Origin of the sequence: Providencia sp. PROV236 (assembly GCF_033676985.1) — a bacterium.
In the GTDB taxonomy this organism is placed as follows: Bacteria; Pseudomonadota; Gammaproteobacteria; order Enterobacterales; family Enterobacteriaceae; genus Providencia; species Providencia manganoxydans.
Map to the genome: position 1 here is coordinate 193,735 of NZ_CP096297.1, position 24,755 is coordinate 218,489.

The following is a 24,755-nucleotide window of genomic DNA, read 5'->3' on the forward strand; positions in this document are numbered from 1 at the left end:
GAGCCGTGATGGAATGTGAAAAACATTTTACAGATGAACCGGTGAGTGATCCTGTTGATGCCCAACCGTGTGAACAAAGTACCAAAGATTGCTTTTTTTTAAGTCATGAACAAGCCGATATTGATTATTACAATCAAAATATTGCCAGTCCGTTTGATGAAGACTGGGAAGAGTATCCTGAAAATGAAGACGGCACAGTTCCCAAAGAAAAAATTCCGGTTGGTGTCGATTACTATTCATTGTTGGAATATGTTTCAACGATAAGTCAGTCCACTAGCGCACCGAATAAAATGAAAGAACTTGCGGAAGAGATTATGGGACATAATCGCTTTTTTGAGACATTAAGGGAGCGACTCGGGACGCCTGAGGCTTTTCTCGGTTTTATGTTGGCTTTTGTTTCTCAACATGAACGCCCAAAAGGCAGTGAATTTCATTATAAGGGGAAATCGCATAAATTTGGACGTCACCACTATAAAATTGAATTTTTTTTAGAACGCACATTTGAACCTTATACCAGTAAAGCTTACACAAGCCCGACAGGGAGTGTGCATGATATTCAACAGATGGCAACACCTTCTAATGTACAAATGACAGCGGTCAATGATCTCCAAAAAGTGATTGCCGTATCTCTGAGATACACGGTAGTCGATGCTTGGATTGATAAGTGGACAGTAGATGAAAAAGGGCACAAAAAGCGAGAGGCAACTCGGGGTGATAGCCTTACGGTGAAAACCTACACAGAGTTAGCCGATGAACTGATTGAATATATTGCCTCAGATATCGATATCCAAAATAAAGCGGATGAAAATGGCGAGAAATTTGCACAAGGGGTGATGATCGCTGTCGATATCGCGTTGTTATTTACTGGGGTTGGCGCCGCTATCCGATTAGGGGGGAAAGTGGCTTACCGTGTAGCAGGCGAAGTCGCTAATGTGGTTTTGATGGGCAATCAAACGATTGAAGATATGACGGCCTTTTTGGGATATAACGAAAACCAAGGGTATAACGTGCTGTTAAATTCAATGAAATACCTTGATAGCCAAACAGGGAATACTAAAGCGTTTGAAGCCAGTTATCACGCCGCCAATATGTTTATTTTATTTGGAAAAAATGTCAAAACCAAAGCCTTAACCGGTGTCACCAGTGCCTCTGGTGGTGCAAGTCTTGTTTACCTTGAAAGTTTTGTTGGGCAAGAAAGCACGTTGACAATGACACAAAATATAAAATAAGGCGATGGGATAGCAAAATGGCAAAAACAAATACATTAAGAATCACAAATACCCATCAAACCAAAGGGTTGGATGAAATTAATGTGTCACATATAGTCCCAAAGGTACGCTCATTTGAACGACATTTAGACAATGTTAAAATTACCCTTTTTGGTCCTCGAGTAGAAGGCGGATATATTTTACGTATAGAGGGCAAGCCAAATGGGCAATCACAGAATATTAAAGGACATGTTGAGCTAAATATCAAAAAAGAGGATCTACATAAGGTTCTGTCAGAGCAAAAATTATATGACGATATTGCAGCGATGAAGCTCGCCCAATTTGTGGGTTACATTGGAGAAAACCACGCAAGAAAAGCCGCTAATTCAGGTGATTTATTGAGTAAAGGGTATATTAAAAATCGTGGAAAAACTGCTGTTCCATTTTTATCTACATTAAAAGGAGATAAAAAAATTGTGCCTGGCAGTGTATTTAGCCTACAGAATAGGCAAGGACATGGAATTGATCTTATCTGTAAAGTTGCCCCTTATCCACCACCACCAAAGTGGATCACCATCGAATCTAAAACAATGATGAAAGAAAGCTTTGGTCCGCATGCAACACCAAGAGCGGGAAAGGTCAGTGATTACCAAAAAGACCCAATTGGTAACTTGAGTAAACATATCGATCTAGCAGAACGCTCTTTAAGATCTAAGGTGAATGAATATTCAATAAATCAAAGCATTAGAAAGGAAATGACAGAGCTTATTCAGGATATAAAGCGAAATAGTAGAAGAAAAAAAGATGAGGATTCAATAGTCAAAGGCTATAAATTAACTATTGGGATAGATGATAAATTTAATGTTTCAAGTAATTTGAAATATAAACAACTGTATATTTTTGAGGAGTTAACAAAATGAAAACGATAAATTCCATAGAAAAATATGTTATAAAAAATTTTGCAATGAAAAATCTTGATCTTACTGAACTAAATCATGAAATATTTAGTGATTTCAAAAATGATTTTAATGAGGCAAAAAATAATAGTAGTCCTATGGATTTTATTAGTTTTTTTTCTCTATTGGATAGAGATCGTAGTTCTATAGCTATGGGATATTTAAATGAACTTTATAATAAAAAAGAGAAAAACTTTTTCTTTGAAAAATTTTTTTATCACTCTAATTTATTGTTTCTAATGAATTATTATGATGATGAAGATAATGGTTTTGTATGGAGTTTATCCGAACAAGGAGAAATCCTTCTTATGGATTTTGCTTGTGATGATTTTAGAATTGGTCACCTTTGCTACGATAAAATTATTGAAAGCATTCAATCAGGTAAAATGGCGGATTCATTGCCGATGTATACTCGCCCTCAAAAATTGGGTGTATTAGCTATCGAAATGTTGGCAAGTGAAAAAAATCAAACCATTGATTGGGAAAGTGCAGGTATCCCCATTGATCCTTTTTATCAACGTTTCTGCCAAGAAGCACTTTATAATGAAAATCATGATGTTGTCGCTCAATGGCTTATTACGCTATGTGATAAACATGTGGAATGGTCAGCCCTATTTGGTATCAATTCTGACGAACAAAGATCTACAGGCTATGAAATCGATATGGAAATTTTATTAGCGTGGCCTTTTGAATATCAAGCGGTCAAAAATTTTCGCGCTAAACAGGGATTAAGCACTCCTATCATTGATCATCCGTTATTAAAAACCCCGATGGCGATAGAGCATCGTCCAGATATGGTGGGTTGGAAGCAAAATAGACCCGCTATCTATGACCAAATGATTGATGACCTCATTACCATTAATCCCGAGCTGCAAGTTATTAATAAGTTATTTTAATCACCGTGAGTAGATGAGAGTGGCAACTTGCCGTAAAGGAGCTGTGATGGAATGTGAAAAACGTTTTACGGATGAACGAGTGAGTGATCCGATAGACACTCAGTCGTGTGAGCTCAGTGTTAAGTCGTGTGTGATGTTATCGGATGATAAACAAGTCATTGATACCTTCAATGCTGAGGCTCGTAGCCCTTTCGATGAAGCTTGGGAGGAAACGTACAATGAGGCGTGTCCTAATGAAATCGAGCCTGAGCCCATGCCGACAGGGATTTCTTTTGAATCCTTTATGGAGCATATCAACCAGAAAAGTCAAGATAACACGGTAGAGCCAAGGATCAGCCAGATTGCCGCCGAAATTATGGGCTATTCTCAACTACAAGACGCGATAAGAGCCCATTTTAGTCCGGATGGCGGTGAAGGAACGGAATCGTATTTCAGCTTTATGTTGGCCTTTATCCCTGCCGCAGAGCGCCCTGAAGATGCTTCCTTTCTTTATCGTGGCACACGTTATAAATTTGCCAAAAGTTATTATCGACTTGAGTTTGAGCTTGCACGGGAAAAAACACATGGCATGCAACCATTTGAGGAATTAGAAGGTGATCCTCATGCCGGGGATACTTATGAGATTATGACAGGGTATACCAATGTTGCGTTATCAGATGTGGATTACCGTAAAAACTTAAGAACGATAACAGTTACACCGAGCTTTACAGTTTATAACCTTCCAACACGGGGTAGTAAGGAGGTGAAGACAAAAAATTCCCCTGAGCTAGCAGAAGAAGTTGTTAAGCGTATTATTCGAGACATTCGTCAACAACGTATGGAGGAAAAAATTAATTTAGGTAAGTCTATTGCCGTTGATTTGATTTTTTTAGCTTTTGGGGTCGGGGCCGCAATTACAACGGTGAAAAATGGTGCCAGAGTGATCCCTTTAATTGCCGATGGATTAAATGTGATTTTTTCGACAAATGACTTGATTGAGGATTCTACGGCTTTGTGGGGATATAACAAAGAAAAAGGGTATAACGTCCTTTTAAACTCCATGAAATACCTTGATTCTCAGACGGGGAACACAAAAAGCTTTGTCACGACGTATCATGCCATGAACCTGTTTATGTTTTTTGGTAAAAAGGTTAAAACGCAAGCTATTACCAGTGTAGGGAGTATGGGGGTTGGGGGCACACTCTATTTAGAGTCCTTTCAAGGAGAACCTAAATTGCATAACGTGTCTCAAGGTAAATAGAATAAAGGACTATTATGGCTAAGCTCTTCGAATTTAAAGAGGGTTACCTTAACGGTATTACGGCAAAAGTTGTCAGTGAAGAAGCCGCAAAACTCTTAAAAAATACGATTATTACTCGCTTTAATGTCGTTGGAAAAACGTTTACACGCCATTTTGATGATACGATTGTTACGTGTTTTGGCCCAAAACCCGATGGCAGTTGTGTGTTACGGATACAAGGTAAGCCGAATGGTGCTGAACGTCGAGTTACTGGGCACATTGAAATCAACTTAAAGTCTGAACATGAGTTACAAAAGGTATTAACTTCTGATTTATTTTATGATGGGCTTGCTTCCTTGAAAATGGCGCAGTTTGTGGGGTATCTCGGCGAGCAGCACGTTGTTAATGAGATTAAAAAAGGCACGCTATTTGATAAGTTGTTCATGAAAACGCGTTATGGTAAAGCCCCATTAGCCAACAAATCCTCCCGTCTTGATAAAGATGGAAATGAATTAAATCCTTTATTGGGTAAACGCTTTGTTCCCGAAAAAATGTTAGCATTGCAAAACGCAAAAGGACAAGGTATTGATTTAATTTGTAAAATTGAGCCGCCTCCACCTGAGTGGGTGACGTTTGAAATCAAAACAACGATGAAGGATAAGTTTGGGCCAAATGCAACACCAACATCGGGAAAACCAAGCGAGATACAAAATAATTTTTTATACAATATAAAGTTACATTCAAAAACTGCAATGGAGTCATTTCGATATGGAAATAATGACTATAATTTAAGCAAGGAACAGTTTAAGCTATTGAAACAAATTGAAAATCAAAGTAATAAGAAAAATATTGTTGGTTATAAGTTAACAGTTGCTATAGATGACAGCTTTAATGTTGGTGGAAATAATAAGTACTCAAGCTTTTATTACCTAGAGGAATTAGGGAAATGAGTAGAAATGATGATGTCATAAAGTATATAGAAAATAAAGTAAAATTGACAAAAGCGGATATATCAAAGGTTAATGAGAGTATATATGAAGATTTTATTGAAAGCATAGAAGAATATTCAGATGGTGTGGCAAGTGAAAGATACATTGATTACATGTCTGCGTTGGATTCTGACTCATCATCTATTGCATTTACTTATTTGGTAGAGGTTTTCAGAAATAACTATAAATATCTTTATGCATTTGAAAGGTTTTTTATCCATAAAAACTTGATTTTTGTACTAGATTATTTTGATAAATTTGAACGTAAAGGCTCTTTTTTAAATTTATCAGAACAGGGTGAAATTTTATTAATGGATTTTGCTTGTGACGATTTTAGAGTTGGACATCTTTGCTACGATAAAATCATTGAAAGTATTCAATCGGGAAAAATGGCAAAATCCCTTCCAATGTATACCCGCCCTCAAAAATTAGGTGTGTTAGCCATTGAAATGCTGGCAAGTGAAAAAGAGCAGACCATAGATTGGGAGAGTGCAGGTATTCCTATCGACCCGTTTTATCAACGATTCTGCCAAGAAGCACTTTATACTGAAAGTCATGATGTTATAGAACAATGGTTGATTACTTTATGTGACAGACATATTGAATGGTCTGCATTATTTACTGATGACCCTAATCAACAACCATCAACAGGATATGAAATAGAATTAAATCTTTTAATTCCTTGGCCTTTTGAATATCAAGCAGTCAAAAATTTTCGCGCTAAACATGGCTTAACTACCCCTGTCATTGATCATCCGTTATTAAAAACCCCGATGGCGATAGAGCATCGTCCGGATATGGTGGGTTGGAAGCAAAATAGGCCCGCTATCTATAACCAAATAATTGATGACCTCATTACGATTAATCCCGAGCTGCAAGTTATTAATAAGCTATTTTAATTACAGAACATAGGCGGTAGTTAACCGCCTTAAGAGATGGGGGAATGTCATGAGGTTGACGGCACAAAGCAAACAAATCATTCGCGATAATAAGCTGCAAGCCTTTTATCTTGATGCGGTTAACTATTTTGAGGAGGAACATCAATCTGCATTAATATATTATGAAATTAAACGAGAGACATTATTTAATCTATTAAAAAAGAATTACCTGTATTTTGAATCCATTGGTCGAGCAAGCCAATATCTTTGCGTGACACAAACGACGTTAATGCTCTACTGTGGACAATTTTATACTGAGTCGCCATTATACCAAGCAGAACAAGAACATCTTGAGCAAGTGGTTTTGCTAAAAGCCTCCAAAAGTAAAGCATGGCTAGACGAAACGATTGAAAATTATCAAGCGTTAGATTTATCTAACAATGTGCGTGAAATAATTGAATATGCCAAGAAACGCTATGCAGTTATCGGTGATGACCCCTCGATACTAAAATCAGAAATTGACTTGTTTCTATTAAAGGATATGAATAAACAATTTAGTGATAACTATAAAGAAAAAGATTTATTTTTAAAACAAGCGTTAAAGAATATTAATTCAATGCCAATACGTAAAGAGAATATTATTTTTCTTTGTGTTATTGCACAGTATCTAGATGGGTTGAACTGTTTTCAAGACGAACTCAGGCCAAAGTGGTTTGGTCAGTTACAATTTTCAGGGCTTATCCCGTGGAGTTTTGACTTAATATCATAGAAGCTCAGAACTATAAAGTCAGTGTAATGACTCCCGAAGAAAAAAGAAAAGCTTGTTGAACTGATTAATGAAAAAGTTCATTTGGAATTGACAATAGTGAAGCACTAAATATGTAAGGATATCAATATGCGCAGCACAGTTAACGGCCGTAAAATCATTTTAAAAAACGACACCACCAATACCGGCGGTACAGTATTGACAGGCTCTTCCCTAGCCAAACAAACCGAAGGCGTCGCCTGTGTGGGCGACTCGGTTTATTGCCCGTCATGCAAAAAAACGGGCACTATCGCCGAGGGGGACAGTTTAATGAAAATCAACGGGATCCCCGTCGCACTCGAAGGTCATAAAGTGACTTGTGGCTGCTCGAATGGCTGTGTATTAGTTGCGGTCGGATGAACGACTATTAGTTGATACTAAGGTAATAAAATCATATAGATGCAATCTGAGAATGGGGTGAATATATTCAAGGGCGTCGGTTTGGCAACTTGGAATATTCTACTTACTTTGAAGTAAGCAGGGGTTAGTATCAAATTTTTGAGCAGTTGCCAGTCACCCCAGCTCTATGTCAAAAAAGATATGATCTGGACTTATCTTTTACGTCACTTATTGGTTTGGGATTACGTATCGATATCATTAATGTTCTTCTGACAAGAGTGGAAACAGGAAAACATTGGCGTGAGTTTTGTCAGTATATGGAAGAGAAAAAGAAAGAAATGGAGGAATCGCGGAATAGGCCGGATTTGAATAGGTATGTCATCATATTTCTGGATTTATTTATTGAAGGGCGCCTATTAGATGGCGGGTTAAAGTTAACTTATGATGATGAGGTCAAATTAAGCACTGAAATGAAAGGCTCTCTAAATGTTGCAATACGCGCAGGAGGGGAGTTTGGTATTAGAATTTTTATTGTTGAAGGCATGCTAAACATTGAAGGTGGTTTTAGCGGTGGTGTTTATTTTGGGTTAAAAGCGGATCAGGATATTGTAGGTCTAATCGCAGGTCATGACGGATTAAAGTTTGACTATAAATTTGAGGTTAAGGCGGGTGCTGTGGGGCAATCAGAGTCTAGCGGTAAAGGTGGAAGAAATAATAATTCTAAAGTTAATGATTCTACAATCAAGTGGAAACTCTTGGAAGGAGATTTTATTCTCGCACCTAAAATGGAAGCGACTATCCCTATTTATAATTTTAAAGAGTAAATTATGGCTAAGATTATATTATTTTTAATTATTATTTCATTTAACGCAGGTGCAACAAAAATGATAGATAGAGAATTCAAGAAGTATGACTATAAAATAGGCATTAATTTAAAAGAATGTGGGATGGAATTCTATATAAATGATGTTGAATTGATTTATAATAGTGATATGAAAACCTTCGACACTACATTCGGAATTGGGTCTTTCTTAAAAAAAATAACAAATTAACAATTGTTTTTTTCTCTTTAAATGAGACTTCATTGCATTTTCCTGATGATACTAATTGTAGTTTTAATTTTTTAGTAAGAAATCGCTTTAATAGTAACAAGATGGAAAGTGTTGGTTTTGTTAATTACAATCCAACTAACGACATCAGTTATAATATGAAACAAGCATTTTCTTTTAAAAATTTAAACGTTGAATGGATTGAGCTTCAAAAAAGTCCAACATTGGAATTAATCAATAATGACAATAATAAATTTTATATGGTTGATCAAGACTTCAAGGTAATTAATGACTTTCCTGAATGGAAATGGGTTACATCATCTCAATTTGACAATCAATTAGAATATTTAAATGAATTACCTCATGAGCAGCAAGTTAAATTAAAGGAAGTCTATAGTAACTTATGGTCTGCAATGAATGAGCAAGATGATACAAAGCTAAAAGCGTTATATGCTGAAATGCTTGAAGAGTCCAGCGCCGCGGATGGAGGCAGCGTTGATTCTTACTATAATTCATTAGGTTTTTCTCGATTATTTGATAAGGAGGAATTTGAATTACAGCCGCTGAAAATTTCAGCAGCCAGTAAGATTTCAAAATATCTTGATAATCGAGTTATCTCCGTTTTTAGTTCTCCAGTTTATTTTAAACATTTAGAATCAGGTCAATCCGTTGGTGTGAATCCTAAGCTTCGTTTTGATGGCGATAAATTTATAATTACTCGATAAAGGTTAACTATGCCAAAAATTATTCTTCTTGGAGATACGGGGACAGGCCATGGAAAACATGGCGCTACTCAAGTGATTAGCGGTTCACCAACCGTAAAAGTTGATGGCAAACCTGTTGCACGACAAGGGGAGTGGACAGGAGCAAGCACGTATTTGTATTCAACAAATTGTTGACACGTTAACTTATTTTCCAAAACTGGCTCAAGAAATATCAGTATCAAAAACAATACAAAAAGAGATTGAACAAACTCTTACTGAAAGGCGTAAGAGTAATGCACTATTATTTGCAAGATAAAGCGGAGGATACCGCTTTATCTCTTCCAAATATCACTGATCCAGCAAGCGACGATAAATGGCTAAATATGCCTCGGCAGATTTATGCCAGCTGACATCTTTTGCCATGGCATTTTTTTGTACTTGTTGCCATTGTGTTGGGGATCCCCATAATGCAAATGCCCGATCAATTGCGGCTTTCAAATCGGTAGAGTCACTTTCGTGAAATACAAAGCCAGTCGCAGTTTTATGTTTAAGCGCTTCCAGCGAGCAATCTGTTACCGTATCCGCTAGGCCACCCGTGTGTCGCACCAGTGGTAATGTGCCATAGCGTAGTGCATATAGCTGAGTTAAACCGCAGGGTTCAAAACGGCTTGGTACCATCAATACATCGGCGCCCGCAATAATTTGATGAGACATAGGTTCGTCGTAGCCGATAATCACGCGAATTTGATCGGGGTATTGTGATTGAATATGACGATAAGCATCTTCCAGATCGTGATCCCCACTACCCAGTAAAATAAATTGGCTACCTGAGCTGAGTAGATCAGGCAAAGCCTCTAGGATCAGATCTAAACCTTTTTGGCGGGTCATGCGGCTGACAACCGCGAACAAGGGCTGCTCAGTTTGTTGGGCTAGGCCAAGTAACTTCTGGATAGCAAGTTTGTTTTTTGGCTTATTTTTTAGGCTGCGATCACTGTACTTGTGTGCAAGCAATTTATCGTGAGAAGGTGACCATACGGCGGTATCGATACCATTCAAAATTCCACTCAGCCGCTGCTCTTGATTGAGTTGGTTTAATAAGCCATCTAAACCATTCGCATAATGAGGATCTAAGATTTCTTTTGCGTAGGTTGGGCTGACGGCATTGGTGTGGTTGGCATAAAATAAACCGGCCTTCATAAAGGAAAGTTGACCATAAAATTCTAAACCATTCACATTATAAAACTCAGTGGGTAACCATAATTCATGAATATGATGTGGCGAAAATAGCCCTTGGTAGGCGATATTGTGGATCGTGAACATGCAGCGTGCGGGATAACCGTAAGCAGCAAGATAAGCACAGGCTAGAGCAGCATGCCAGTCATGTGCATGGACGATTTCTGCCTGCCATAGTGAGTCACAACCTCTAGCAAGCTCTGCCGCCACAAAGCCTAATACTCCAAATCGACGATAATTATCGTGATAAGCATTATTATAACCATCGTGGTAAGGGCTGCCTTCGCGTTGGTATAAATGTGGCGCATCAATGATATACATTGGTGTATCTTGATATTGGCTGTAATAGAGGGTGATTTCACCTGCATAAGTGTTTAGCGTGGTGACTTTTTGTTTATCGGTGGCTTGATTGATAATCGCCGGAAAACCGGGGAGTAAAACTCTTGCATCGGAGCCATGCTGTCGTTGTGCAGCCGGTAGTGCAGCGACGACATCGGCTAAGCCACCTGTTTTGACTAAAGGAAAGAATTCGGCAGAAACATGTAATATTTTCATTTTGACTCCTTACTTCTGTTTCGAGGCTAGCCGTGTATGTTTAAGTGGTGACTTAAGTTTGAAATACAGCGTTGAGAGTGGTGGCAGCGTTAACTCGATCGAGTGGTCACACCCGTGGGTTTTGATTGGTTGACTGGTCACGGATGCAGTGTCTTGCGCATCGTTTCCACCATAGATATGTGCGTTGCTGTTGAGCACGATTTGGTATTCTCCCGCAGTTTTGACGCCAATACGGTAGTGTTCACGAGTCACTGGGGTGAAATGGCTCACGATAAACAATGCATCGCCATTGGCGGCGTAACGGATAAATGCAAATACAGAGTTATCGTGATCGTCGACGATCAGCCATTCAAAGCTTTCTGGATGATGATCATGATCGTATAGCGCGGGTGTGTGGCGATAGGTGAAATTGAGATCTTTGACAAAACGTTGTACGCCTGCATGGGGGCTAGTTGGAATATCGAGCAGTTCCCAGTCTAGCTGACCGTCATGATCCCATTCACGCCACTGCGCCATCTCTCCCCCCATAAAAAGGAGTTTTTTACCTGGATGCGCCCACATAAATCCGTAATAGGCACGCAGTGTGGCAAATTTTTGTTCAGGGGAGCCAGACATTTTGCGCAACAGTGAGCCTTTACCATGGACGACTTCATCGTGGGATAATGGCAAAATAAAGTTTTCACTCCATGCATACATCACACCGAAGGTCATTTTATTATGATGAAATTTACGAGCAATTGGGTCTAACTGTAAATAATCGAGGGTGTCATGCATCCAACCCATGTTCCATTTGTAGTTAAAGCCTAATCCACCAAGGGAAGGTGGAAGTGTGACGCCAGAGAAACTGGTTGATTCTTCTGCCGCCATTAAGGTATCCGGCTGAATTTGATGCAGTAATTCGTTCGTGTGTTGTAGTAGGCTAACTGCTTCAAGGTTGACGTTGCCGCCGTACTCATTAGCTATCCATTCTCCATCTGGGCGGCTGTAATCACGGTAGATCATGGATGCAACAGCATCGACTCTCAATCCATCAAATCCAAAACGTTCCACCCAATATACTGCATTATCGGCTAAGAATCGGCGAACTTCGGGGCTGCGATAGTCATAAATCAAGGTGTCCCAATCACGATGTCGGCCTTCTTTTGGATCAGCGTATTCATAGAGTGCCGTACCATCAAAGTTGGCTAACCCACTGGCATCAGAAGGAAAATGCCCTGGAACCCAATCGAGGATCACATTAATACCTTGTCGATGCGCTTCATCGATAAAATCTATCAGGTCTTGTGGTGAACCATAGCGGCTGGTTGGTGAATAAATTCCTAATGGTTGATAGCCCCAAGAGCCATCAAAAGGGTGTTCACTGATTGGCAATATTTCGAGATGGGTAAACCCCATATCTTTAACATAAGGGAGTAATGTTGTTGCGAGTTCTCGATAACTTAGCCACGTTGTGCCATCTTGTGTCCGTCGCCATGAACCTAGGTGGACTTCGTAAATAGCAACAGGGGCATTACGTTGATTAGCTTGTGCTTGTTTTTTGGTCGGATAACGTTTTTGTGGAAGAGGGGAAACAATTGATGTGGTATCAGGACGTAATTGGCTACGAAAGGCATAAGGGTCTGATTTAAATTGTAGCTCACCATTCGCATCAAGTATTTCATATTTATAGCGTGTTCCTGCGCTGATTGCGGGTAGAAAAATTTCCCAGATCCCACTTTCAGGACGATAACGCATTGGATAGCGGCGACCATCCCAAAAATTGAAGTCGCCAACGATTGAAACTCGTTGCGCATTAGGAGCCCAAACACAGAAATGGGTACCACTGATATCATCAAGTTGCCGTAAGTGCGCACCCAACTTTTCAAATGAAAAATTTTGCTGAGTGTCTGCATCACTAAGTAGTGTTCCAAAGCGGTAAGGATCTTCAATAACTTGCTGAGTATCCCCCCAGTTAATCTGCAAGATATAGGTAAAGTTTTTATCTAAAGAGGCAATATGGCCAGAAAAGAAACCTCGAGGATCAATTTGAGACAGCTGAATAACGGGCGTGGCAGTGAATCTATCTAAAATCGTGACTTGCTGAGCATTCGGTAGTAATACGCGAAAATAGGTTATTTCTCCCACGCGGTGCATGCCGAGAAATGAAAAGGGATCACGATATTTCCCTGCAAATAACTGCTCAATGATCTGTTGTTGCCCTGATTGCTGCTCAATTGCTTTCATCATTTCTCCTGAAAGATCGAAGTTATATACTCGTCATACTTCAAGATGCAGGGTTGTTGACTACGCTCAGCTAGCCGAGTCACCGAGTGTATCTATACTCCTTGCCTATTTCCGTTTACTGTCGACCTACAACTCGAATTATTTAAAGTATAGTGGTCTCTATAGTAATAACTTGATTTTTCTTATTCTGTATAACGATATGACTAACTAATTTTATAATGGGAAATGTTGAGATTAATCAAAAATGATCCCATTAGGCAGCAAATATAATTATAAGAATAAGTAAATGGGCGGTGTTGATGAAAACAATCTATACTCGTTATAGTTCAAGTTACAGCGTTGTTGACCGCATTTACTTGCCAGTTACATACTTATGTATATGGCTAGTGATGGAGCCACTTGTTGCCTAGCTGAACTTCGAATTATTTAGAGTAAAAAACGAATAAATTAAAAATAATCTTGTTTGTGGAGATAATAAATCTGTAGAGTAAAAAGTCAACAAAAATAATCTTTGTAATTCATTATGTTAATGACTTTCTATTTAAGATGTTCGCTATTAAACATTATTATCATTTATCGATGAAAAATATAACATTCTAATTAGTCAGAATGTCAAAAAATTAATTTGTTAAATGGAAATCGCTATTGCTTTATTAGTATTACTCCGTAAAGATAAGAGCAGTGATTAATAAATGAGTAAGACCCAGAGAGTTATTATGGATCAACCGACAAATTCAATCGAAACTAATCAAAAAACGAAAAAAAATGAAACACGCAGAAAACTATGGATGGCAATAGCTTCCATTATTATTGTTTTGCTGTTTGTTGCTTATGGCGCTTACTGGTTTTTGGTATTACGCTTTCAGGAATATACTGATGATGCGTATGTTTCGGGGCTACAAATACCTATTATTGCGCAAACAACCGGTAATGTGACGCAAGTAAATTTTGAAAATACCGATTTAGTAAAAGCAGGTGATGTGCTGGTGGTATTGGATAAAACCAATGCAACGTTAGCGTATGAACAAGCAAAACACGATTTAGCCACCACCGTGCGTAAAACTAAAGAGCTGTATATTAATGGTGATGAGTATCAAGCTCAGATCCAAAAAAATAGAGTATCACTTGCGCAAGCACAGAAAGATTACCAACGTCGCGTGGCTTTAGGTCGTAGCGGAACAATATCGAAAGAAGATTTGCAGCATTCACAAGAAGCGGTGCAACTCGCACAAGCAGCTCTGGATATTTCTATTCAGCAATATAATGCGAATCGCGCATTATTGCGCAATACAGAGCTGAAAAAGCAGCCCGCTATCCAACAAGCGGCTGATAGTGTGCGCAATGCGTGGATTAACTTGCAACGTACTGAAGTGAAAAGCCCAATGACGGGTTATGTTTCGCGTCGTAACGTACAAGTCGGTTCACAAGTTGGCCCACAAGGGTCATTAATGGCTATCGTGCCCGCACAACCTGTCTGGGTGGATGCTAACTTCAAAGAAACCCAGTTAGAAAAAGTACGTATCGGGCAGCCCGTGACGTTAACCAGTGATTTTTATGGTGACGATATTGTGTTTACTGGGAAAGTGGTAGGGCTCGATATGGGAACAGGTAGTGCTTTCTCTCTATTACCGGCACAAAATGCGACGGGTAACTGGATCAAAGTGGTTCAGCGTTTGCCTGTACGTGTAGAGTTAGATCCTGAACAAGTGGCTAAATATCCATTGCGTATTGGTTTATCGATGAACGCAACTATTGATATTAAAGATGAAAATGGTCCGGTCTTAGCTGAGGTTCAGCGCGAAACGCCGGCATTTGAGAGTGATGTATTGGTACTGAAACTCAATGAGGTCGATGCTGTTATCGACACTATCATTAACGAAAACGCGGATTAGCCCGAAAAGGAGTGGATGTGGCCGATATTCAACCACTAAAGGGCTCAAAACTGGTATGGGCAACGATAGCATTGTCGCTGGCGACCTTTATGCAGGTACTGGACTCGACTATTGCTAACGTTGCAATTCCAACGATTGCAGGTGATCTCGGTGTTTCGATGTCTCAGGGTACATGGGTGATCACCTCATTTGGTGTTTCTAACGCCATATCAATTGCGATTTCAGGGTTCCTTGCCAAACGTTTTGGTGAAGTGCGTGTATTTTTGTGGGCGACTGCATTATTTACCATTTTTTCATTGCTGTGTGGCTTTTCAGATAGTCTTGGTATGCTGATTTTGTACCGTGTATTACAAGGTGCAGTAGCCGGACCCGTTATCCCGCTATCACAAAGTCTGATCATGCGCTGTTATCCACCTAAAATGCAAAATATGGCGTTGGCATTTTGGTCGATGACTATCATTTTGGCTCCTGTATTTGGTCCTATTTTTGGCGGTTATATCAGTGATAACTTCCATTGGGGCTGGATCTTCTTTATGAACGTTCCTTTGGGGATTTTTGTGGTCATTGTTGGCTCCATAATCTTAAAAGGAATGGAATCGAAGGTGGTGAAAGTTCCGTTCAACGTCATTGGGCTAGCATTGCTATCCGTTGGTGTTGGTTGTTTACAGGTATTACTGGATAAAGGGAAAGAGTTAGGTTGGTTAGCATCTAATGAAATCGTCATCTTAGCGGTGATTTCAGCGATTGCGCTAGTATTCTTAGTGATTTGGGAGTTGACCGATAAAAACCCTATCGTCGAGTTAGCACTGTTTAAATCACGTAATTTTACTATCGGGACTATCTCAGTCAGCTTAGCGTATATGGCCTACTTTGGGGCAATTGTCTTGTTACCCCAACTATTACAAGAGGTATATGGCTATACCGCGACATGGGCCGGTTTGGCGTTGGCACCGATAGGGTTACTGCCTGTTCTATTTTCAGCGCCGGTTGCCAAGCTATCAGACTTCCTTGATATACGTTGGATAGTCACTTTTAGCTTTGTGTTCTATGCGATCTGTTTCTTCTGGCGAGCTTATACTTTTGAACCAAGTATGGATTTTACCGCGGTCGTATGGCCTCAATTGGTGCAAGGGATGGCAGTTGCTTGTTTCTTTATGCCATTGACGACATTAACATTGTCAGGGCTACCGCCTGAAAAACTGGCATCGGCATCGAGTTTAGCTAACTTTTTCCGTACCCTTGCAGGCTCAATTGGTACTTCGATTACAACGACCATGTGGAGTGATAGGGAAGCGGTTCATCATAGTCAGTTAACGGATTATATTACCGATTACAATCCTGAATCCCTTGAGATGTATAAAGAAATGGGAGCGCATGGTTTAAGTAATGAGCAAACATCCGGTTTTATTGCGCAAGAAATCACTAGCCAAGGACTGATTATTGCTGCTAATGAAATCTTCTGGTTATGTGGATGGGTATTTATTGCCTTGATCATCACGGTTTGGTTCGCTAAGCCGCCATTTGGTAGTAAAGCGAATAAATAATGATATTAATTAGGGCGCTAAATAGCGCCCTAATTATTTATGGATAAACAATATTTAAGGTCGCAGATGTCTTTATGGTGCCTTGGGTGACTCGTCTTGGATCCCATGCATAATAATACGCTGCCATTGGAATGCTAAAGTTAGGTTCTAACTGCCCACCTGCATTCACATAAAACAGTGACGTCGCTTTCCCGCGGTTATTGGGGTTTTGTGAGATAACGATAGGGGTATTTGGTGTGTTGGTTTTGACTAAGCGTATACCGACACCTTGTGCTGCATTAGCTGTTTTATCTATCAGCACCGAGTTATCAGAGCTAAGTAGATTATTACTGGATAAAAAGATATCAATCGACCGCTCTGCAATATTGTTGCCTCCACCAAGGTTTTCACAACGCATATTGAGTGCAAATGGTGTATAGCCTGCGTGGGAGTCGTTGAGCACTTGATGACTGCTCAATGTAGGTAAAGTGACCACAAGGCCTGAATTTTTGAAGACGCAGGTGGTTAGTTTAGGGGCGTACTTTAAAATCATCGGTTGACCAAACATATCGCGATCGTCGTATGGCCAATGAAACCCATTAAATAGCCATTGTAAGATCTTAATAATTTGTTTAACTGGCCACAATAAAATATCAAACAATGACATGCCGCTTAAATCGGTAACAAATAAAATATCATGTAAATTGACGGTATCACCGCTAACCATTGTGCCTGTTTTTGGCACGAGAGAGAATTTGATCGTGACGGGGGTATTTAGCTCAGATGCTGAATGTCGGCCTGTTTTTTTCAGCGTTCTGTTTGGGATATCGTTAATGATTTGTGCTCTGACATTATACTTCCCATTATTAAAGCTTAATATGGTGGCGTATTTTTCATCGGTATTGAGAATTTTAGTATAACCAAATTCGCTTTGCGTCGTGGAACAATTAAAGTTACCTGAATACTGGGTTGCAATGGTGGTGACCCATTCGGGCGTCGCGGGCGTCAGCTTATCCGAAAGGTCGATACTGATTGGTGGTGCGTAGCGTACACCTTGTTCATAACAAATTGCGTAGCTATAGCCACTAAAGGCCATCAATAATAATAAATATAGGTATTTGATCATGATACGAGTTCCATTACTGGCAGATGCCAGCGACGCCATCTAAATTTTCAGGCAAGTGATTGATCACGCAATCACCATCATTCAGTTGAATAACGACACTTTCTGGGAAAGTTTCAGCTTTCAAATATAAGACACTGGCTTGGCCTACGTAGCCGAGTGCATTGCCATCAAGATCGGTAATTTCAGCGCCAAAAGGTAGTGCTTTGCCATTTTTTTGGAAGGCACGGCTAACCCATGAGCTACGGGTATCCGTTTTGAATTTAACTAAACTCACGGATCCTTCAATCGGGGCACTATTCGCAATATTACCAATCACTTCAGCACCTTGAACATTTTCTGTATTCGAAAGGGTGATTGAGTTTTTACGATAAGGTGTCGCGTAAGGTACCAGTGCTAATCCGTCTTTATTAGTTATGATACTTTGGTCTCCATTTACCATGAGCCCTTGTGCTTTTGGTGCTTGTACTATGGTCATGGTGTTGCCAATTTCATTGGAAGCCAGCACATCCCAAGGAATAGCGACTAGACTACCGCGAGCGCTCAAACCTATTTGACGATAATCATTTGATTCACTGATAGAGCTGCCTACCGTGGAAATATTTGAACGATAGGCAAGATTTGCACTCGCCATATTTTGTCCGCCTTGTTGATTGCTTCCAGATAGGGAATAACTTAGGCGGTTGGCTTCCAATGCAGTACCACTTAAGGAAACGGTGCTCTGTTGATAATGTGAATCAGTCGCTGTCAAACCTGTGCTTATCCATACATTATTATCGAATAAGTTCATAGGCAGGCTGAAGGTGAGATAATAGCGGTTCTCTTCTTTGCCTTTACCGTCGCGGACTCTACTGGCAGAGATAGAATAACTGATATTTGCATATGCGTTGGAGTAGCCTAATTGGTATTCGCGAGTTGTTGGTGTCGTTGACCAATAATCACGCTGAGAGCCTGAAATATAGGCCGTTCCCCAATTTTCAGGAAGGCGTTGGTTTAAGTTAATCGTAAATGTATTCTTAGGGCGCACACCACGCATTGAGTCCCATGTGTTCATATCAAAAGAGGTTGTTTCTTGATTAGGACGAGAGCCTTGTGTCTGTTTATCGAGGGTCTCTTGATAGAGGCGATAGCCTTCATGAGCATGGATTGAATCGCTAAAACTGTAATAGCCTTTTGTTGAATAGCGATAGGCTGCTAAGGTAAAGTTAGTCGCGGTAGTATCCAAGAATTTGCTGTATGAGATCCGCATACTTTGCCCACGGGAAGTTTCATTTGGTAGCTTAGTATTTGCATGGGTAACATCAACAGAAACTGCACCAATCGGCAGGTTCCAGCCTGTTCCAAGCAAGTAGGCTTGATAATCTTCACTCGCGATAGTTCCTGCATAACCCGTTATCAGGTTATTAAAACCATATTCAACAGTCCCTTGAAAAAACTCTGGTTGATAATGGCCATTTTCTTGATTTACCTTACCGGCAAGTAATGCATAATTGCTTACGCCTTCTTTTAACATACCCGGTACGGCAGAAAACGGCACGGTAAAGGATTGCTCCTGCCCATCAGCTTCTTTTACGATAACTAACAGATCACCCGCAGAGCCGGTTGGCTGGATATTATCAATCGTAAATTGTCCCGGAGGAACGTTCTCTTGGTAAACAACGCTGCCGTTTTGTATGACTTTCACAAGGGCGTTCGTTTGCGCAACTCCGCGTACAATCGGGGCAAATCCTTGTTGCGATGTGGGGCGCATATTGATATCCGAGGCCAGAGATACGCCACGTACACGTACTGAGTCGAAGAGAGTGCCTTGAGAGTAAAAATCGCCGGCCACAAAATTAGATTTATAGAGTGGTAAAGCTTTGCGTAAATAACGCGTGTTATTTTCCCATTTTAGGCTACTACCCGCATGTTTACGCACTGAACTGCTATCTCGAAACTGCCAAGAGTTAAGGTTGATACCTGATTCAAGACCTGCATAGATATCATCGCTGGTGGATTTATCGCCATTTTTATTGTTAGTTTTATAATAGGTGGTGTTATATGACAGCATAGCGGCTGGGATCCCACTTTCCCATGACTCAGGTGGGACATAGCCGACTTCAGTACGCAGTAAAAAGCTTTGTGGAATGGTCATTTTGATGCTGAGTGTACTGACATCAACATCATAACGACCACCCTGAACCAATTGTTCTAATGTGTAATCTTGTGTCTCTTCAGTTGTTTCAGGTAATTGAATACCAAATAATGCAGCTTCTGTTTTGCTGATTAAGATAGTGTTCTGTTCATCTGTAAAAACAAAAGGATAACGGCCTTTCCAGTCACCATTGATATAAGTATCCATTTCTTGAATACCAGCAGGCATGCTCTGTTCTTCATAAAATCGAGATAGATTCGATTTTGCAGAATCCCCCGCAAGCAAAGAGGTATCAAAATTGACGCCCCAGCTTTTTGATGTTCCGAGAAGCAAACAAACTGCGAGTAGGCTCCAATGATGGCCGTACAACTTCATTATTACAGATTCTCTTTTTTATTTAGTAATCAAGGACTTATTTTTATAAGCACCCAGATCATCAACATATAATAAGCTGTAGCTTTGACCGGCTGTAATGGCGGTTTTGGCAGGCGCTAAGCTATTAGAAAAGGGTGCAATCATCAGCGAGTCAGCAAGCATTTTATTACCGCTTTTATTACTAATATTTGCGATAGTGACGTAATAAGGACTGTTGTTGGTAATGCGAAAACTTTGATTTTCGGCTTTAACGGTGAGTTGCTCAATAGCTTGCTCAACACCGGCTTGTAATGATGTTGGGCGATAAAAAAGCTTAATACGTGTTTTAATGGCTAACTGCATGGTATTTTTACCTTGCAGATGATCAGGCGTTGGTGGAATGTCTAGCACATTCAAGTAAAAAACCGATTCACGATCTGTTGGCAGTGGCGCAGGTAATTTTTTAATACGTAATTGTTGACCTGCGTTCCCTGAGACTTTAACAACGGGTGGGGAAAGTAGAAAAGGCACATTTGCTGTCTCAGGAGTTGAATTGATATCGCCATCATCAATCCATGATTGAACTAATGCAGGATCATCACCGTTATTGATTAACTGAACGATAGTTTCGTTATTCTTTTCTGGATAAATAACACGAGTACCATTAACAACAATATTAGCGAATGCTGTATTAATACTGATAAGTAAGGAAAATAAAATAATTAAGCGCATTTTTATAAACTCAGAGGGATGGGATGGTCAAGTTAATAGATTAACTTGACCATAGGTATGCCCTTTATACTTTAAGCGGTAGTGCTTGTATTAAGGCATGGTGTCTATACTTATCATACTTCAAGACATATGGGGAACTATGCGCTATTCACCGAGTATCTATGCGCTTCTCGGCTATTTTTGCTTGTCGCCTATCTATATCCTGAATTAGTTAGAGTATATATTCATTAGCACTAGTTACTTATGTCGTTACCTAGTGTTTTATTTAATTGACACCTTGCTGTAACTTTAATTATTTCGGGTATATTAACATGCTCTGTATTATTACAAGGAAGCATTATTGAATTAATTTATTCATATTAATTGCATATTTTTTTATGCTGTTATTAATGCTATACCTCGAATAATTGAGAGTATATTACAGGTAAGAAATGGTGTAAGTTACATTAGAGCTTAAGCTACCTACTCTTGCTGGCAGTGCATTCGTTTTGTAGTAATAAATATCTAATGCTAACGTTTCAGGCGTTGCTTCATTACCTTTAATATTAGTAACCAAAGGTTGGTTTAATACAAGAGGAGTTTGATCTGTTGTTTTTGTAATAGCAAAACCAACGTTACGTGATACGTTTGCATCATTTTCATTTACAGTGGTGTTCAGCAAATATTTACCATCTGTAGAAATATTATTTGCAGAAGAGAAATAGATTTTTAACGGTGCATCTTCGGCTTTGTTTGCTGAAGTACAGTTAGAAAAAGTAAGAGAAACGGTTTTTTTGTTTTTTGTGATGATGCCTGGTTTGGTACCCGCTTCATCTACGCTGATAGGGTTTAAAGCCACTGTAAAGTCAGCGCTTTTGCCACCATTGATAGTACAAGTTGTATCTGTAATCGCACCGCTAAAGTTGATCACACCACCTGCTGAACTGTCTTCCGCCATGGCAGGTGTTGCCGCAAGAATTAATGCTGTCGCAGCAGATAATGCAAATTTGTTATTCATTTTCTTCTCCGAGAAGAGCTGTGTGTATGTCAATAATAAGTAATAGCAAGCCGTTAACGTCTGGTTATTCACCGGAAATTAAACTCAGCCAGTTTAAAAATATTTATTAATTATCTGAATTTTAAATTTAATATAAAAATACAAAATCACACTTTTGGTAAAAGTGTATTTGTATTTCACTCTTGTTTAACTACCAGATAAATTTGATTTATATCAATTTTGATAGGGCGCTATTATACGTATAATCATCTGTTTAAAAAGAGGGTTAAATTTACTCATATTAGATTTAAAAATTAAATGTCGGGTTATGCTCTGAAATGGTTAGCTATTACGCGAAAAAAGACGTAATAAGAAATGAGATTAGAGTTTTATTTTGTAATTTTACTTATTACAGAGTTATGTGTATTCTTTAATATTAAAAGTAGGGTTAAAAACTTGTTACTAATTATTTCTTTTTGTGAAATTATGTTTTTTTATTTATTTTAAATCAATATGTTAAATAATATACCTCTTTGTGAGTAGTTAAATAATGATGATGATTGATGAATTTTTCTTTTGATTTTATAACTTTATATATCTGTTAAATTAAAATTTTTAACTAATAAATATGGTTTATAAAAAATAAACTATTATATAGTTTGGTGATTATCAACAAGAAATATGATTGTTAATAATAATATTTACTTAAAACAACCGTTGTTTTGGTAGATAGGACAAGGTATTTATGAGTAATTATTAACCTATTCAAGTCTATGCCTATTGCAGTAATAGCTAAAACCTCAACAATAACATTATTAATTATAAGGTTTATTTCCAAGGGGTAATACAACTAACCCAAATATGACTTGTGTTATGTTTCGAGTTAACAGTATCGGCATGGAGCCAGCAAACTTTATAATTATTTTATTATCATCGGCTAATCTTTAAATAAGGCAGTAGACAATGCGTATAGTAAGCATGTTATTAATTGCCTTGTTGGGGCTTAGTATACTTCAGCCTAAGAAGGTGACTACCACTCAGCCAGCCAGACTATAGAGTTTATCTATGCTCCCTGTCTATCTTCATTTGTTGTCTACCTGAAACTCGAATTGTTTACAGTATATGTGTATGTTTTTTGGGAGCACTTGTTGCTCAATTCTACTTCGAAGGGTTTGGAATATAGGTAGGAGTTATAATTTAAGAAGTTATTATGAGCTAATAAATTATTCATGTAGTACTTAATAGAAGAATACCACATGAATAGTTATACAAAGCTAAAGTGCTGATTTGGGAATGATACCTTCGAAGACTAATTTAGGCCTATTGGGTTCCTCCTGAGCCAAAGGTTCGACCTCACGGAGAGTCTGTTTACACCGACTCACTAAGTCTTGGTAGTCAACAGTACCACTGCTTTTCCATGCAATTTCTTGTTCTGATAGCTCTCTTAGTGCTTTTGCTGGGGTACCAACAATCAGCATATTGTCGGCAAATACAGCTTCTGCTTTGACAAATGCACATGCGCCAACAATCGAGTTTTCACCAATAACAGCACCATCCATAATGACACTGTTCATACCGACTAATGCATTACGTTTAATGTGGCATCCATGTAAGATAGCACCGTGGCCAATATGACCATCTTCTTCAATGATCGTATCGAATTGTGGAAAACCATGCATAACACAGTTGTCTTGAACGTTAGCGCCATCCTTGATGATTAAACGACCAAAATCCCCTCTTAGGCTTGCATTCGGACCAATGTAAACATTTTTGCCAATTATAACATCGCCTATGACCACAGCGGTTGGATGAACAAAACTGTCAGGGCCAACGACGGGGGTAAGCCCATCTATTTGGTAAAAAGACATCGTAAATTTCTCCTGTTGAATTTTGCATTGGCTATACTTTATGCAGCAATTTCTTTTAACGCGCCCCCAAACCGCTTGAAATATAAAGTAGTTGGCTGAGGGAGCTCTCCAACTGTTGTTTCACATCTTTCACTGATATAGCGTGTTGCTGCAAGCTCAACCCGTTGATAAATATTAGTGCATAAGTGTTTTGCTATTTGCCCCTCCCATTGTGCTGGAAGTAGTTCGTCGGGCAGTTGTGGATCCTTTAACACGATCCTGCGATAAAAATGGATCAGTAATAAGCGTAGCTGAAAACTGTGTTCAGGTGATATTTGTTCGTCAGTTAATTCTTTGAGTAATAAAGCCAACGGACGAAATAGGGTAATAAAGTGGTGGTAGTGCTCTGCAACTTGCTGCAATGACCAACTATCAGCAACCAGCTGCTTGAGGTTTTTTTCTGACCGACTATAAGGATAATCGGCTCGAAAATAAATCACCTGCTCAGAGGCATTAAGCTCATTGAGCAAAGTTGGAATATCACCTTGAGCACTGCTAGGAGCTGCCATTAATGAGGTATTTAATTGGCCGAAGCCTAACCAACTTAACTCTTTTTTTAACCTAGCTTTCTCTTCTTTATCCGCAGTTTCGAGTAAAAGTAAATCCCATTTACCATCCCAATCAGGTTGTTCACTTTGATAAATTTTACTTTCTGCATGGCGAAATTGGTTTTGACCACGTTCGGAGATCCGATAGTAACTGCGCCTACCAATTTTCTCAGCATCTAACCAACCTTCTTTTTGTAAACGAAATACGGAGGTACGTACAAAACGATCAGTAAACCCCATGGGTTCTAATAAGTTAGTTAAACTCCCTAGCCAGACCTCACCGCCACGGTGATGCAGTGCATCACCATAAAGAGAGATAATAAGCGATGTGCCGCTAATAGGCTGGCTAGTCAGTGCATGCTGTATAAATTGACTAAGTTTAGTGTCCATTTTTTGATTATCCGGCAAATTTTTGTATCAAAAACCTATGCGAACAGTAGACAATAACTATTTACAGACTGCAAGTTACGGCGGCTTATCCGAAGTAGAATGCGTATATCAATAATGACGTT

22 protein-coding genes are annotated in these 24,755 nt (G+C 39.2%); 14 read left to right on the forward strand and 8 right to left on the reverse strand.

Annotation, left to right across the window (positions count from 1 at the left end; all coding sequences use genetic code 11):
* Window positions 1-8: 8 nt before the first annotated feature.
* The 12 genes from M1E96_RS00815 (at window position 9) to M1E96_RS00870 (ending at window position 9,359) form a co-directional block, all read left to right on the forward strand.
* Window positions 9-1,229 (forward strand): hypothetical protein, encoded by a 1,221-nt coding sequence (locus M1E96_RS00815; protein ID WP_349485607.1) that lies wholly within the window; start codon window positions 9-11, stop codon window positions 1,227-1,229.
* 17 nt (window positions 1,230-1,246) lie between these two features.
* A complete protein-coding gene (locus tag M1E96_RS00820; protein ID WP_070929516.1) occupies window positions 1,247-2,128 on the forward strand; it encodes a hypothetical protein in 882 nt (293 codons plus the stop codon).
* On the forward strand, window positions 2,125-3,060 hold the full coding sequence (locus tag M1E96_RS00825; protein ID WP_337979732.1) for a hypothetical protein: 936 nt from the start codon (window positions 2,125-2,127) through the stop codon (window positions 3,058-3,060). Before M1E96_RS00820 ends, M1E96_RS00825 begins: the two co-directional genes overlap by 4 nt.
* A gap of 46 nt (window positions 3,061-3,106) precedes the next feature.
* Window positions 3,107-4,300: a hypothetical protein gene (locus M1E96_RS00830; RefSeq protein ID WP_337979733.1), complete on the forward strand. Its 1,194-nt coding sequence runs from the start codon at window positions 3,107-3,109 to the stop codon at window positions 4,298-4,300.
* Between the two features lie 14 nt (window positions 4,301-4,314).
* Window positions 4,315-5,229, forward strand: a complete 915-nt coding sequence (locus M1E96_RS00835) for a hypothetical protein (RefSeq protein ID WP_369427332.1) — start codon at window positions 4,315-4,317, stop codon at window positions 5,227-5,229.
* The gene (locus M1E96_RS00840) at window positions 5,226-6,167 is read left to right on the forward strand and encodes a hypothetical protein (RefSeq protein WP_272580532.1); all 942 of its coding nucleotides are present in this window, start codon (window positions 5,226-5,228) and stop codon (window positions 6,165-6,167) included. The genes M1E96_RS00835 and M1E96_RS00840 overlap by 4 nt, the downstream gene beginning before the upstream one ends.
* A 49-nt stretch (window positions 6,168-6,216) precedes the next feature.
* Window positions 6,217-6,915 carry a hypothetical protein gene (locus tag M1E96_RS00845; protein ID WP_272580531.1) on the forward strand — a complete coding sequence of 233 codons (699 nt, stop codon included), beginning with the start codon at window positions 6,217-6,219 and terminating at the stop codon, window positions 6,913-6,915.
* Between the two features lie 126 nt (window positions 6,916-7,041).
* On the forward strand, window positions 7,042-7,311 hold the full coding sequence (locus tag M1E96_RS00850; RefSeq protein WP_140179768.1) for a PAAR domain-containing protein: 270 nt from the start codon (window positions 7,042-7,044) through the stop codon (window positions 7,309-7,311).
* Window positions 7,312-7,607: 296 nt separating this feature from the next.
* Window positions 7,608-8,114 carry a hypothetical protein gene (locus M1E96_RS00855; protein WP_306803407.1) on the forward strand — a complete coding sequence of 169 codons (507 nt, stop codon included), beginning with the start codon at window positions 7,608-7,610 and terminating at the stop codon, window positions 8,112-8,114.
* Window positions 8,115-8,117: 3 nt separating this feature from the next.
* Window positions 8,118-8,342, forward strand: a complete 225-nt coding sequence (locus M1E96_RS00860) for a hypothetical protein (RefSeq protein ID WP_369097021.1) — start codon at window positions 8,118-8,120, stop codon at window positions 8,340-8,342.
* Window positions 8,343-8,443: 101 nt separating this feature from the next.
* Complete coding sequence (locus M1E96_RS00865) at window positions 8,444-9,064, forward strand: hypothetical protein (RefSeq protein WP_272580528.1); 621 nt, start codon at window positions 8,444-8,446, stop codon at window positions 9,062-9,064.
* Window positions 9,065-9,167: 103 nt separating this feature from the next.
* A complete protein-coding gene (locus tag M1E96_RS00870; RefSeq protein ID WP_175442572.1) occupies window positions 9,168-9,359 on the forward strand; it encodes a hypothetical protein in 192 nt (63 codons plus the stop codon).
* Between the two features lie 32 nt (window positions 9,360-9,391).
* Here M1E96_RS00870 and glgA read toward each other — a convergent pair whose 3' ends face one another.
* Both glgA and glgB read right to left on the reverse strand, forming a co-directional pair.
* Window positions 9,392-10,831 carry a glycogen synthase GlgA gene (glgA, locus tag M1E96_RS00875; RefSeq protein WP_272580526.1) on the reverse strand — a complete coding sequence of 480 codons (1,440 nt, stop codon included), beginning with the start codon at window positions 10,829-10,831 and terminating at the stop codon, window positions 9,392-9,394.
* Window positions 10,832-10,840: 9 nt separating this feature from the next.
* Complete coding sequence (gene glgB, locus M1E96_RS00880; protein ID WP_070929506.1) at window positions 10,841-13,054, reverse strand: 1,4-alpha-glucan branching protein GlgB; 2,214 nt, start codon at window positions 13,052-13,054, stop codon at window positions 10,841-10,843.
* Window positions 13,055-13,770: 716 nt separating this feature from the next.
* Here glgB and emrA point away from each other — a divergent pair.
* The gene (emrA, locus tag M1E96_RS00885) at window positions 13,771-14,946 is read left to right on the forward strand and encodes a multidrug efflux MFS transporter periplasmic adaptor subunit EmrA (protein ID WP_140179759.1); all 1,176 of its coding nucleotides are present in this window, start codon (window positions 13,771-13,773) and stop codon (window positions 14,944-14,946) included.
* Between the two features lie 17 nt (window positions 14,947-14,963).
* A complete protein-coding gene (locus M1E96_RS00890) occupies window positions 14,964-16,490 on the forward strand; it encodes a DHA2 family efflux MFS transporter permease subunit (RefSeq protein ID WP_140179757.1) in 1,527 nt (508 codons plus the stop codon).
* A gap of 37 nt (window positions 16,491-16,527) precedes the next feature.
* On the opposite strand, the gene M1E96_RS00895 is transcribed toward M1E96_RS00890, so the two are convergent.
* The 6 genes from M1E96_RS00895 to paaX form a co-directional block, all read right to left on the reverse strand.
* The gene (locus M1E96_RS00895; protein ID WP_070929504.1) at window positions 16,528-17,595 is read right to left on the reverse strand and encodes a fimbrial protein; all 1,068 of its coding nucleotides are present in this window, start codon (window positions 17,593-17,595) and stop codon (window positions 16,528-16,530) included.
* A 13-nt stretch (window positions 17,596-17,608) separates the two neighbouring features.
* Window positions 17,609-20,101, reverse strand: a complete 2,493-nt coding sequence (locus tag M1E96_RS00900; protein WP_272580524.1) for a fimbria/pilus outer membrane usher protein — start codon at window positions 20,099-20,101, stop codon at window positions 17,609-17,611.
* Between the two features lie 18 nt (window positions 20,102-20,119).
* Window positions 20,120-20,812: a molecular chaperone gene (locus M1E96_RS00905; protein ID WP_272580523.1), complete on the reverse strand. Its 693-nt coding sequence runs from the start codon at window positions 20,810-20,812 to the stop codon at window positions 20,120-20,122.
* A gap of 418 nt (window positions 20,813-21,230) precedes the next feature.
* Entirely contained in the window at window positions 21,231-21,809 is a 579-nt protein-coding gene (locus M1E96_RS00910) for a fimbrial protein (protein ID WP_070929502.1), read from the reverse strand.
* Window positions 21,810-23,062: 1,253 nt separating this feature from the next.
* Complete coding sequence (gene paaY, locus M1E96_RS00915; RefSeq protein WP_070929501.1) at window positions 23,063-23,656, reverse strand: phenylacetic acid degradation protein PaaY; 594 nt, start codon at window positions 23,654-23,656, stop codon at window positions 23,063-23,065.
* 38 nt (window positions 23,657-23,694) lie between these two features.
* On the reverse strand, window positions 23,695-24,633 hold the full coding sequence (gene paaX / locus M1E96_RS00920) for a phenylacetic acid degradation operon negative regulatory protein PaaX (protein WP_070929500.1): 939 nt from the start codon (window positions 24,631-24,633) through the stop codon (window positions 23,695-23,697).
* Between the last annotated feature and the right edge of the window lie 122 nt (window positions 24,634-24,755).